Source organism: Chroogloeocystis siderophila 5.2 s.c.1 (assembly GCF_001904655.1).
GTDB lineage: Bacteria > Cyanobacteriota > Cyanobacteriia > Cyanobacteriales > Chroococcidiopsidaceae > Chroogloeocystis > Chroogloeocystis siderophila.
Window position 1 is genome coordinate 206979 of the sequence record NZ_MRCC01000007.1, and the last position, 12433, is coordinate 219411.

Annotated in this window: 9 protein-coding genes and 1 pseudogene; 6 read left to right on the forward strand and 4 right to left on the reverse strand. The window is 43.0% G+C overall.

Going from position 1 to position 12433, the window contains the following annotated elements; translation table 11 throughout:
* The first annotated feature begins 354 nt into the window (after positions 1-354).
* The gene (locus tag NIES1031_RS10490; protein WP_143167747.1) at positions 355-1596 is read left to right on the forward strand and encodes a hypothetical protein; all 1242 of its coding nucleotides are present in this window, start codon (positions 355-357) and stop codon (positions 1594-1596) included.
* Between the two features lie 149 nt (positions 1597-1745).
* Here NIES1031_RS10490 and NIES1031_RS10495 read toward each other — a convergent pair whose 3' ends face one another.
* Entirely contained in the window at positions 1746-3839 is a 2094-nt protein-coding gene (locus tag NIES1031_RS10495) for an NAD(P)/FAD-dependent oxidoreductase (protein WP_073549339.1), read from the reverse strand.
* Positions 3840-4000: 161 nt separating this feature from the next.
* Here NIES1031_RS10495 and NIES1031_RS10500 point away from each other — a divergent pair, with 161 nt between their 5' ends.
* The 3 genes from NIES1031_RS10500 (at position 4001) to NIES1031_RS10510 (ending at position 6970) form a co-directional block, all read left to right on the forward strand.
* Complete coding sequence (locus NIES1031_RS10500) at positions 4001-4234, forward strand: hypothetical protein (RefSeq protein ID WP_073549340.1); 234 nt, start codon at positions 4001-4003, stop codon at positions 4232-4234.
* Positions 4235-4264: 30 nt separating this feature from the next.
* Complete coding sequence (locus NIES1031_RS10505) at positions 4265-4969, forward strand: phosphatase PAP2 family protein (RefSeq protein ID WP_073549341.1); 705 nt, start codon at positions 4265-4267, stop codon at positions 4967-4969.
* Positions 4970-5416: 447 nt separating this feature from the next.
* Positions 5417-6970: a peroxidase family protein gene (locus NIES1031_RS10510; protein ID WP_073549342.1), complete on the forward strand. Its 1554-nt coding sequence runs from the start codon at positions 5417-5419 to the stop codon at positions 6968-6970.
* Between the two features lie 8 nt (positions 6971-6978).
* On the opposite strand, the gene NIES1031_RS10515 is transcribed toward NIES1031_RS10510, so the two are convergent.
* The gene (locus tag NIES1031_RS10515; protein WP_015188572.1) at positions 6979-7206 is read right to left on the reverse strand and encodes a hypothetical protein; all 228 of its coding nucleotides are present in this window, start codon (positions 7204-7206) and stop codon (positions 6979-6981) included.
* Positions 7207-7663: 457 nt separating this feature from the next.
* Here NIES1031_RS10515 and uvsE point away from each other — a divergent pair, with 457 nt between their 5' ends.
* Together uvsE and NIES1031_RS10525 are read left to right on the forward strand one after the other, a co-directional pair.
* Positions 7664-8605 carry a UV DNA damage repair endonuclease UvsE gene (uvsE, locus tag NIES1031_RS10520; RefSeq protein WP_073549343.1) on the forward strand — a complete coding sequence of 314 codons (942 nt, stop codon included), beginning with the start codon at positions 7664-7666 and terminating at the stop codon, positions 8603-8605.
* A 153-nt stretch (positions 8606-8758) separates the two neighbouring features.
* A complete protein-coding gene (locus tag NIES1031_RS10525) occupies positions 8759-10360 on the forward strand; it encodes an Hsp70 family protein (protein WP_073549344.1) in 1602 nt (533 codons plus the stop codon).
* A gap of 127 nt (positions 10361-10487) precedes the next feature.
* Here the strand turns inward: NIES1031_RS10525 and NIES1031_RS24295 are convergent, their stop codons facing one another.
* Positions 10488-10646 carry an HNH endonuclease gene (locus tag NIES1031_RS24295; RefSeq protein ID WP_178378104.1) on the reverse strand — a complete coding sequence of 53 codons (159 nt, stop codon included), beginning with the start codon at positions 10644-10646 and terminating at the stop codon, positions 10488-10490.
* 578 nt (positions 10647-11224) lie between these two features.
* A pseudogene (locus NIES1031_RS10530) lies at positions 11225-12249 on the reverse strand (substrate-binding domain-containing protein).
* Positions 12250-12433 lie beyond the last annotated feature (184 nt).

The window sequence follows — 12433 nt, forward strand, 5'->3', positions numbered from 1 at the left end:
TTATGTAAATACTTCGATGATGCCCTCTTGTTTTCTTAAGTAAGACCTAATATCATGTCCATCTGAACATATCAACTTTTTTGTGTGTTGCTGCGTTGCGGTATCAATCTGAGCTATTTAAGTATTCACGAGTACATCCTTATTCCTGCTGAACCAAGACCTCTGAATAAATTGTGACGAAAATCACAGACACAGAAGTTGCGCTGAATATAGCATCCTTGCATCAAGCAATGTGCTATGAACAAAGCTGATAAATTAACGTAGTTAAGTATTTCCCCAAACGTCAACAATACTCACTCAGCTGCAACTGAACGAGTACTCTATGCTAATGCGCTTGCTGAGGGCAAATTGCCTATGAATATGGAACTGACTCAAAGAGAAAATTATGTGGCAGAAATCGTGACTTCCAGCCGCGTGGAAGCAATAGAAGATCTGCTAAGCACCCCTGTAAGTTTTGAAAACGAAATAGCTATTGTAAATCAAGCATTATGCTCCACAAATCAAAAGCTACAACAGCGGGTAACGCAGTTAGAACAAGCACTCGTAGAGTTTAGAAAAAATTTACAAATTGAGCGCGAGCGATCGCAAGCTTTACAGACGCAGGTCGCGCAGAAAATACAAGAGTTAGAGACAGCGCAAGAACAAATCAAGCGACTCAAGCAGGAACAACAAACCAACCAACAAACAACACAACAGCAACAAATTTTAATTGAAGGCTTAACAGTTCAGTTGCAAGCGAGTCAAGAACGCGTCAACCAGATTGAGCATGAGTGGTTGTTAATGCAAGCAACTTACAACGAACAAACTTACCAACTGCGACAAAACGAAAGCACTTGTCAAGAACTACGTACTCGTTTGCTACGCGAGCAAGACCGCAGAAGGCAACTGCAAGCAGCGTTAGACAAATGCTTTGACCAATCAAGCAATAAATCTAAAACTACTACTGACACTGAGGGCGATCGCATTTTTACTTATACAGTAACTCGCGACTCGGATATTGATTCAGCACCAAATCAAGCGAGATTTGCACAAGCGCAACCGATTCCGCCTTGGTCAGTACACGCAGAAGAAATCCAAGAATCGAAACCTGAGACTGAAGTATTTACCACACAAACATTCAAGCACACTACAGAAACACCTGTAGACAAAACTTTAGTAGAAACTTTTATTGAACAATTTCCTGAGGCGATCGCCACTTTAGGGGAAACCGCACAAGAGCAACATGATGCTGTCTTGAATTTACTCAGCGATACTAGCGCTAATGCTGTGTCTCAGAAGACAGTCAAAGTGACAGAATCCCCGGATTGTGAGACCTTAACGATAGAAAATCTATCGTCTGCCGAAGATTTAGAATCATCCGCAACAACTAGTGGCGATCACAACACGACAACGGAACTGAATCTAGAAAGTGATATAGAAGCGCAATCTGAATCTGTTGCAGAACCAGCAACCGAGTTAGATGAGTTACTTGCATGGGAAGAAACTGAATTTTTTGCGAATCCAAACTGGCCTTCACCGATAGTAAATCCCTCGCGAGTTGCTAAAAAGCGTAAGACCTTAGCGGCGATCGAATTACCAAATTTTGCACATATGTAGACAGTGAATGATCAGCCCCCTCAATCCCCCACGAGTGGGGGACTTTAAATAGTTTGGAAACCGCTTGCCCCTCTGACTCTCTCCCACTTCTAGACGAGAAGATCAGGAAAAACATTTATTCACAGAGTTGGGGAGCGATCAAAAGTATATTAGCTTCTGACTTCGATCTGACTACTTGCTTGCGGATTCTCCCGCTTGACACGCTGATTAATATGATAAGAACGTCCTAGACCAGCTGTAAGCTCGTAGTTATAAGCTAGGAGCTTTAGCCATAAAGCTGGATAACGCGGTTCCAACCAAGGTTGTATTTGACGCAGCAAACGAGGAAACCAACTACCGAGTAAAGCACTGATTACGGCAGCTAAGCCAAAGTTAAGATAGTTACCCAACCATTGCCAAAGATCTTTTGTTCCAGCTAAATCCCAAATCCACAAGACCTGAGAAGGATTTTTTCTGGCGGCTTTCAACGCTAAGCGATTAAAGGTTAACCAGTCTACTCGGTCTTTAATAAAAGTATCCGCGACTTCTAGCGGTTCGTCGGTCAATAAGCCAAAGAAAGTATTTAACATCGAGTTGATGCGCTGGGGTGGTAAAAACCTACCCGTGGGAACCATCATCCCTTTGGAAAACAGCCAAGTGACAGCAACATTGCTTTGGTAAGCACGGATTTGATTAAGGTGGTGAAATTTGAGTAAGTCGTGCTTGAGGGCAGTATCTACCAGCGTCGTCAAACGTTCGAGGTTGCGGATTAAAGAACCAAAGCCAGTAAAGACTAAAGGTGATTGCAGTGATGCAGCGTCACCGATCGCAATCAGTCGGTCAAACGCAACTGTGCGATCGCGGCTACTCGTACTAAAGTGTCCTGGAATATAACCAAATGTTGCTTTTTTCCAAACCAGCTGATCCATGTCGCAGCGGCGGTACTCAGGCAGAATTGTAAAAAAGTCTTCATACATTTCAAGTAAGGAGCCAGGATTTGTTGCATTTACCTGATGGTAATGAAATAGATAAATGGCAATGTCGTCGCCTGCACCTGGAAATAATTCCCAAATTAGCTGTCGTCCGCGCGAGATATCTCCATGACTATTTAAAACATCGCCGTAGTGCGCATCCCACACCTCTGGACCAAAACCACCAGAAATGACCGCCCCGACTGTCGGGCAGACGCTATCAAACGCTCGTCCGCCGTTTAACTGCCACGCGATCGGGGATGCTGTTCCCATCGCATCTACCAGTAAGCGTCCCGTTGCTTCTGCCTCGTGAGTAGATAAATGCTTGACTTTTACTGTTAAATGTGTATCTGCTATCGCCGCGTTGAGAAATTCCGTCTCATCCCAAATTTCTCCCCCAGCCGCTTGTAACTTTTCGCCACACATCCGCAATAGCTTTTCAGCATCGAGCGCAACGTTTAATACAGTGGGAGTGTGTAAAACAGACGATCTCAGATGATTCGGGTTATTGCCGTCGAAAAACTTATTAAATCCGTCTTTGTACTCGCGCGCAATCAGGCTTTCACACTCAACAGCGGTAAACAAACCCAAGTTAATTAAGCTTTGGAGTTCGGCGCGGGAAATGTTCCACTCGCGATTCATTCGCCCAAACGGTAAGCGCTCGATTAACAACACTTTGTATCCTAACTGCGCCATCACCGCCGCATGAATGACGCCTAATGCGCCACCTATATAAATCAAGTCATAAGTGGGTGTTGAGGGCTGTTCGGTACCAAGCTTGAAAATAACTTGCTGTGGCTGTTGGGGATTGCGGACACCTGCGCGCCATCGTTTCTCCCACCAATAAGCACGTGTCAAGTCATACTCTCCTTGGGGAAATTTCTGAAAAAACTTGACAGTCAAAGGATAATAGGGAGCTAATGCAGCAAAAATTGATTGATTGCCAATTTCAGGGGGTTCGGGGTAATTGTGCGGAAATTGAACTCGTAGTTCTGCTATCAGGCGTTGCAAAATTTGCTTTTCATTTGGGAAAGCGCGATCGCCCCAGCGAAATACTTTAAGATACGTTGTCCGCTGCACAGACCAAACAAAAACGGAGAGTTCAGAAGGCAGTTGATCTTCTGAAGGATCTGAAATAAATGTTACCGGAGATAAATTTTGGGGCATTCTTAGACGTAGCCCTTCAGGAGTGATAATTTTTTCTCCTTTTTCCGGTACCCATGCCGTTTGCAGCCAGCTACGGACAGCCGCTGTATTTGGTGTGGGAATTTCTATGTAAACAAGTTCTCTCATTTTGCTGATCTTAACTCCGAGTTAATTATTTATGCAGATAGAGTTGACAAAATCACAGTTTGCGCTAAACTTCCCCATACAGTTAACTGAGATTTTTTTTAAGAAAGTTTACAATCTAACTAAGTTTATTAAAGTAGTTCCTATTTGTGTAAAAACCCGCTATGCATTATCCCATTCCTGCTAGTCCTGAAGAAATTGCTGATCTACGCCAAAAACCTGTAGACGAAGAATTAGTCGCGGCCGCGATCGCTGGCGTCATTACAATTGTCCGCGCTCAAGGTCAATCATTAGAACAATTGACTGCTCAAGTGCTAGCCGACGATAGTTTACTCGATGTCCAGCAACGACGCTGGTTGAGTGATGTAGTCGCTCAAGCTTGGGATAGTTTCTCTTAAACTGGATATTAGTTGTCTAAGTCGATATGAATGCGTTCCAAGCTGGCAAAACTCTCTTTACGAGTATTCCGCATTAGAGTCATTGGGATACTCGTTTCAGTATTATCACTATGGATATTTGCGCGATTGGCGCGGCAAGTTTTAGAACAACAAACGAATGCCTTTGATACAGCAATTATGCTGGCAATAAGAGGTATTCATTACCCATTACTCGACCAAGCAATGATGGGAACCACTTTTTTGGGCGATCCAATCGTGTTGTTTGTCTTTTGTCTTGTGTTGGGAGTGTGGTTATACAAACATCATCGGCGATCAGCAGCAAATACACTAGCGATCGCTTACATTGGTGCGCTGTTACTTCAGTTTGTTCTCAAGCAAGTATTTACCCGCGAAAGACCGCAGTTTTGGGAACAATTTATCAAATTAAGAGATTACAGCTTTCCCAGCGGTCATGCGGTGATGTCACTCGTTATTTATGGTTTGATTGCTTATATACTTACGGGTTACTTTCCGTACCGACAGAAATTAATTACGAGCATTACAGTTTTATTAATCATTGCGATCGGCTTTAGTCGCGTATATTTAGGCGTGCATTGGCCCACTGACGTCATCGCAGGTTACGCAGCAGGAGTAGTGTGGTTAGTTGCGTGTATTCTCAGCTTGCGAGTTTGGCGTCAACGTCGCCATCGTCGTCATGCTCAGGTTGAGAAAAACTCAGTATCTTCTTATCGATAAGATACGTCGAAAATTTTCAGGAATTTTCCTCGTTCTTTTGTAGTTACTCCTTAACGTTAATATAACGTCAGTTCGACGAAGAAAAGCTAAGTAGGTGGGCATAACTTAAATATCATTTGTAACATTTGTAACATTGTCAGGTAACTGGTAATAGGTAATGGGGAGCCAGTGCGCCCTTCGAGGAGTCCTCCGTTGTAGCAACTGGCGTTAATGGGTAATAGAAACTCTTTCCAATGACCAGTTACCAGCCCTTAAGTTATGTTTATTTTTACCCACTTACTTAGTAGTTGAAACCGTTTGGCTTAAGCAACGCTGATTTTATAAGTCCACCTTCATGGACTTTGTTTGTCAAGCCGCGATTTTAACTGTCAGGCTGTCGAATTCACGTTCGTATTGCGTCTTTGTAAACATCAGCAACATTTTCATACTCAATAGGTGGGCGCTGCTATGAAAAGAAGGAGTACCGCAAAAGACGGATTGAGAAATAATATTGAGTACTATATTTTAACGCACTTCAAGTGGTTTTGGAACTTAGTACAAAAAAACAATTACCTCAAACGCAAAATCAATAAATTCCTCATCAACAACGCCATTTATAAAATTCCGACTCGTCCGTATCCCTTCAGCACAATGGCACCTTATACATCATGGGACTCGTTAACCGATAGAAAGTATAGCGGACGACATTTACCTCCAGTTGAGCGAGATTACGAGAAACTACCATCACCGGAAGCGATCGCCGAAAATCTATTTTTGCGTAAAGGCAACGCAATTTTATCTCCCAAATCTACGCTGTTGTTTTCTTACTTTGCGCAGTGGTTTACTGATGGTTTTTTACGTACTGATAGAAATAATAACCTAAAAAATACTTCTAATCATGAAATTGATATCAGCCCACTGTATGGATTAAATCAAAATATTACTAATATTTTAAGACTGCATCAAGGAGGTAAGTTACGCTATCAAACAATCAATGGTGAAGACTATCCTCTTTACTACTTTGAAAACGGACAAGTCAGGGAAGAATTTAAAGACTTACCTGCACCAATTTTTCGGGAAGAATGGACGACTCCAGTGCAGAAGAACCACCTATTTGCCATGGGTAACGAACGCGGTAACGTCCAGATCGGCTATGTGATGATGAATACCCTGTTTCTAAGGGAACATAATCGTATCTGTGATGTTTTGGCACAAGCGTATAAGGATTGGGATGACGAACGACTCTTTCAAACCGCGAGAAATATTGTGATTGTCTTGCTGATTAAAATTGTGATTGAAGAGTACATTAATCACATCACTCCGTATCACTTCAAGTTCATTCTCGATCCCACTGCATTTACAAACGAAAAGTGGTATCGCCAAAATTGGATGACAGTAGAGTTCAACTTATTGTATCGCTGGCATAGCCTTGTACCAGATAAAGTTGTGCTAAATAACGAAGAAGTTCCTATAGCAAAAACTCAATGGAATAATGATTTAATTACAGATAAAGGCTTAGGAATATTATTCGACGCTGCCTCTAAGCAACCTGCTGGCGATATTGGCTTGCACAACACTCTTCACTTTATTCTTAACACCGACATCAACAGTATTAAATTAGGACGCGATACCAAACTAGCTAGCTACAACGGTTATAGAGAAATTTGCAAGTTTCCTAGAGTGACCAACTTCAATCAAATTACGGAAGATGAAGGAACGCAAAAGGATCTTAAAGCCTTATACGGTCATGTTGATAACATTGAATACTATGTAGGACTGTTTGCGGAAGATACACGCCCAAATTCTGCTTTGTCTCCTTTAATTGGCAGACTTGTCGGTATTGATGCCTTTTCGCAAGCGTTGACGAATCCTTTACTTGCGGAAAACGTGTTTAACGAAAAAACCTTCTCTCCGATTGGGATGAAAATTATTCAAGATACTCAAAGTCTTGCAGAGATTCTGCATCGTAATATTCCATCAACAGATAAGCGCTTTCTGGTTTCAATGACACAAGTGAACTGAAGCTGATGCTATCGAGTTTGCACTTTTGATGTTGGCTTGAGAAAGAGCCAACTGACGAAAAAGAAGGATGCGGTAAATAACTGAATAATATCTATTGCCGATAGATAACCATCAGAAAAAGAAGCAATGGTTCTGTCAGTGATACCAAACAGCCACGAGGATATCCCCAATAGCCATATTCCGTTTTTGAGGTTTCCTAGGAAGATCGTCGCATCCGCTGATTGCTGATTGTTCATAAATTTGACGCCTTACGGTCAATTAACGCTCTTATTGCATGGTTCAGGAGTCAGCAGGATTGTGATCCTCGTTACTCGCTTTGCCTCCTCAGGTTAAGAAATATTTCATTTGTCCGCCATTAACCTAAAGAAGTATTTCATAAACTTGACAAAAAGACACTTTGTAGCATTATTGACAAAGTGGGGCAAAGTCGTGTGAATTGGCGTTCTTAGAGCATTAATCAGTTAAGAATGCAAGGTTTGTGACACAAAGAAACACACTTTGAGGGGAATTTACTATTTTTGATAAATCTATAGAAAGATAGAAGACAACTAGTGTCATCTATTAAAAGAAAGATAACTAGTTGCGGTCATCAATACTTGACATATTTGCGATCGCAGCCAATTCTTCCTGGAGGTACTACTTTTCCAGGGCAAAGCTCAGTTGAATAAGAATGTGTTTAACAATAAATAATAAATGACAGCAGTTGAGCTAAAGAATTTGCTTAAGACATCTTCAGCAGTGCGATCGCCGCAACCGAATCTTGGTTTAGTGTGTGTCACCTTTTCTAAAGAAGTCCGCTTCCGCACAATTACGCGTACGCGTTATCTCACACTAAGTGATAGCCAACGGGAAAGCACGCTCAAAGATATTTACACCGATAATCTCAGTCGGTTCCACAAAGCGCTTTCGTTTTGTCAGCAACACAACATCAAGCTTTACCGCGCTTCCTCAAGTTTATTTCCCTTGAATGATTGGGAAGATCAAATCGGCGCACAAGTTTTAGAACAAATGCGCGATGAGTTGGGTAAAATCGGACAACGTGCCACAGAATTAGGAATTCGGATCGTGCTGCATCCCGATCAGTACGTTGTATTAAGTTCCGATTCCCCTAGCGTTGTGCAATCGAGTATTCAAATTTTGCAACGGCATTCACAAGATTTAGACTTATTAGGATTACCGCAATCGCATTGGTCTTTAATGAATATTCATGGTGGTAAAGCGCAACGTCCAGAACAACTTATTCAAGTTGTGAACGACTTACCAGCGGAAATCAAAAGCCGTTTAACGTTTGAGAATGATGAATATGCTTATAGCGCTAGGGAAATTTTAGAAGTGTGTCAATGTACAGGTGTACCAATGGTGTTTGACGCGCATCATCATATTTGTCATGAAAAATTAAGTAGCTACGAAGATCCCTCAGTTGCAGAAATGTTTTATGCAGCGCGCGACACTTGGGAAAATCCAGATTGGCAATTGGTACATATTTCCAACGGCGAAACTGCTTTTAACGATCGCAAGCACAGTAATTTAATTACAACAATGCCAAGCGTCTACCGCGAAGCCCCCTGGATCGAAGTTGAAGCCAAAGCCAAAGAAGACGCGATCACTCTATTACAAAAAGAGTGGCTAGAATAAGGGGCTAAAAGCTAGGAGCGAGGAGTGAGGGAAAGCGTAGTTATTAAAGTAGCCAATATCTTTTACCAATCCTAACTAAGTAATTCAGATGTTCCTGTGCTTACAGTAAATAGTATGAATAAGATGAGGAATTAAAGCATAGTAGATAGTTGAATGGCGATCGCAATTGATTTTGGTACGAGTAACACTTGCATAGCGCGTTGGAACCCCATAACGCAAAAGCCAGAAACAATCAGTTTAGCGGGGCTTTCAGTACAACAAGGGTTAAATCCGCCTTTGGTTCCGAGTTTGGTGTATGTGGAAGATGCAGCCCAAAAAAAGGTCATTGTCGGACAAGCGGTACGCGATCGCGGACTTGATCTTACAAGTAACCCGCGATTTTTCCGCAGCTTCAAACGCGGAATTGGTAGCAATATTCAAGGATTTCTTCCCGAACTCGATGGCGAGATGATCACTTTTGAGCAAGTCGGACAATGGTTTTTAACACAAATCATCACAACGCTCAATGCAGAAACTCCTGATGTTGGTAATTCTCTCGTATTGACTGTACCTGTCGATAGCTTTGAGGCTTATCGTCACTGGTTAGGAGCCGTTTGTCAATCGCTAGCAGTTGAACAAGTGCGGCTAATTGATGAACCAACTGCTGCTGCTTTAGGTTATGGTTTAGCCGATCGAGAGAATTTACTCGTTGTTGACTTTGGCGGTGGAACTCTCGATTTATCTTTGGTAAAGCTCGATGGGAGTGGACAATCAGGGCAAAAACCATTAGGCTTTGTGCTGAAATGGGGCGATAAGTTATTTAGCGAAAAATCAGGGCAAAAACCCAAGACGGCGCAGGTACTTGCCAAAGCAGGGCAAAATCTTGGTGGTTCGGATATTGATAATTGGTTAGTTGATTACTTTGCTGCGACGCAGGGTTTAGTTGTCAATTCCTTAACAACACGACTTGCAGAAAAATTAAAGATTCAATTATCAACGCAACCGCAAGCAAGTGAGGTTTATTTTAATGATGAAACCTTTGAAACTTATCAACTAGAGTTAGACCGTGCGAGTTTAGAAAATATTTTGCAAGAACACGCATTTTTTGAACGATTAGATGAATCAATGACGCAACTTTTGCAACAAGCACGACGACAAGGGCTAGAAGTTGCTGATATTAATGCCGTGTTACTCGTCGGTGGTACAGCACAAATGCCTGCTGTACAAACGTGGATACAACAGTATTTCGATGCGGCAAAAATCCGTTGTGAAAAACCTTTTGAAGCGATCGCACAAGGTGCTTTACAACTCAGTCAAGGAATAGAAATTAAAGATTTTCTTTATCACAGCTATGGCGTGCGCTATTGGGATCGACGCCAAAACGGTCATAAATGGCATCCTCTGATTAAAGCTGGACAACCTTATCCGATGAGCGAGCCAGTAGAACTCGTTTTAGGTGCTTCCGTAGATAATCAACCAAGTATTGAATTAATTATCGGTGAGCTTGGGCAAGAAACGGGCGGAACCGAAATTTATTTTGATGGCGATCGCCTTGTGACACGTCGTCTCGACAGCGGACAAAGCCAAGTTAAACCGCTCAACGATCAAGATGGGGCGCGATCAATTGCTCAACTAACGCCGCCAGGTTATCCAGGAAGCGATCGCGTTAAAGTATTATTTCAAGTCGATCAGCAGCGGTTTTTACGTATTACAGTAGAGGATCTATTCACAAATCAAATCTTGTTGCAAAATCAACTTGTTGCTCAACTAAGTTAATTGACATACTCCCTGCCCTTTAGAGCTAGGATTCTTGACGCTTCACTGAGAATTGCTACCGAAGTAGTCATATGCTCTCTTTACGCCCGGTTAAACTCAGCGAGATCCTCACGAGTCCCGCTCGTCTTCAAAACCGTGCTTGAGATAGGATAGGCGACCAACGAGTTCCCATTGCTGGCACTTTTCCAATCGCTCCCTCCAAACGACGCATGACCGTTTCCGTATCACGATGACATTCAAGGCATACCACCAGCGTTTTGCGGCGACGTGCAGCCATCTTTTTCATTCTGTCAGCCTATCCTTGCCATTACAGCAAGGCGTTTGCTTTTGACTCAATTCCACCATCCCGCAGCATCCGGTTAGCACCTACTCCTGGTATTCGACTACCAAGACATACGGGGGGTTACTTCGTTTTGAGTGACCATACTATGAGTCTTTAGAGTTCCACTCTCCACCAGGTTTATTTAGAGATGCTGTTGGTCAGTCTAACATCTGCCAACCTCTATCCTTGCCTTTTTAGGTCTCCCAGCTAATCAGTCCTTTTTGCTGGTTCCACGTGACGATGGTTTAAACGTAAATTCAAGCTGTTGCTTTACGTTGCTTTACTCGGATGTGGGGTATTGCTACACCCATCTAGGCTCTTTGCTTGCCCAACACTACCCTGGACTGGGAGTGTTTAAGGCGTTTATCTCCGCTTTACGGATTGATGGCTAGTCGCTACCGTAGGCGATATGCTTTCACGTGGCATCTACAGGGGAGGGATTTACACCCTCATGGTCACTCAGTTGTCAAGGTTCTGTTTTCGGGATTGCTCCCTAGTTTTACCTTGCGGCTAATCGCCCAAACCTTTAGCAGGCTTGGTTTCTAGCCAACGAATCGCACTGAGAGAACGAGGTGATGCCCTAATGTACTAAGTAATTGTTGCACAGGGGCTTCATCTAGGTAAGGCTTAAGAAGGACTAAATCGTATCGGGAACGATGCAGTGGTAGAAATTCTAATCCAAAAGCAGCGGCAACTGATGCGGTACTGACTCCTGCTGTTGCTTTACTGTTGCGATCGCCTGCGCCACCTCTAGATGTCCACAGACAGTCTGTTCAAAGCCTTTTACAAGTTTAAAATCAATGCCTGCTTGCTGAAGCGATCGCTCTAACAATTGACGGCTACCCGATCCCGCTTCTCGGTTAACAATTGTAACTCCAGGTAAAGTTAAATCTTCTACAGATTTAAGGCTGAGTGGATTTCCTGGCTGCATCATTAATCCCTCTTCCCAACTTCCCAAATTAATTAAAACTGCTGTGTTGTCTTGTAAAGCAGCTTGCACGAAAGGAACATTGTGTTCCTGAGTCATAGGATCGTATAAATGCATACCAGCAATATGAACTTCCCCGCGACATAGTCGCTGCAACGCAGTCATACTGTTGTCAGTTGTCCAATGAACTCGTAATTCAGGATGCCAGCGTTCTGCTGCCCGCGCCCCTAGCGAGAGATCTGGCGTGCAACCGGCTAAAACAACGGTTTGATGGAGTTTTTCTAGATCGTCGAGCAACTTAACTTGTATCGATGAAGATGAATCATATTTTCCTTCTCCATCAGCAGGAATCATTTCCATCCGAAAAGCATCATTGCCCAACAGTGGATAAGCTATCCAGCGTCCGCCAACTTGCGCTAAGCTCAAGCGTAGTGTTTTGTTAGTAGGAGTATGCTGTGTGGGAACTGCCTCAATTTGAGGAGTGTCTTGTTCCAGCCAGAACAAATCTTCGACTTGACACCCTAATGCCTTTGCTAAACGAAGTGCTCTGGTAGTTGACGGGGCATATTGTCCTGATTCCACACCATCAATGGTTTGTCGAGAAACTCCGGCAATAACAGCTAAGTCTTGCTGGCTCATACCCAAGCGCAGCCGCACTTGCTTGAGGTTGTTGTAAAGATCGTGTTGCTTCACACTGCTTAATCAAAGTTCTTAAGAACTGGCACAAAGCGGTATCTAACATCAGTGGTTTTAGCGTATGTTACCCAAACCTGCATACGTATCGTTTCTCGTGATTCTGACAACAGATTCACGCGCCAACCCG

What these genes read in the sequence shown, in the direction of transcription:
- NIES1031_RS10490 (WP_143167747.1), top strand. Translation starts at nt 355, where the DNA reads ATGAATATGGAACTGACTCAAAGAGAAAATTATGTGGCAGAAATCGTG.
- NIES1031_RS10495 (WP_073549339.1), bottom strand. Translation starts at nt 3,839, where the DNA reads ATGAGAGAACTTGTTTACATAGAAATTCCCACACCAAATACAGCGGCT.
- NIES1031_RS10500 (WP_073549340.1), top strand. Translation starts at nt 4,001, where the DNA reads ATGCATTATCCCATTCCTGCTAGTCCTGAAGAAATTGCTGATCTACGC.
- NIES1031_RS10505 (WP_073549341.1), top strand. Translation starts at nt 4,265, where the DNA reads ATGCGTTCCAAGCTGGCAAAACTCTCTTTACGAGTATTCCGCATTAGA.
- NIES1031_RS10510 (WP_073549342.1), top strand. Translation starts at nt 5,417, where the DNA reads ATGAAAAGAAGGAGTACCGCAAAAGACGGATTGAGAAATAATATTGAG.
- NIES1031_RS10515 (WP_015188572.1), bottom strand. Translation starts at nt 7,206, where the DNA reads ATGAACAATCAGCAATCAGCGGATGCGACGATCTTCCTAGGAAACCTC.
- uvsE (WP_073549343.1), top strand. Translation starts at nt 7,664, where the DNA reads ATGACAGCAGTTGAGCTAAAGAATTTGCTTAAGACATCTTCAGCAGTG.
- NIES1031_RS10525 (WP_073549344.1), top strand. Translation starts at nt 8,759, where the DNA reads ATGGCGATCGCAATTGATTTTGGTACGAGTAACACTTGCATAGCGCGT.
- NIES1031_RS24295 (WP_178378104.1), bottom strand. Translation starts at nt 10,646, where the DNA reads ATGAAAAAGATGGCTGCACGTCGCCGCAAAACGCTGGTGGTATGCCTT.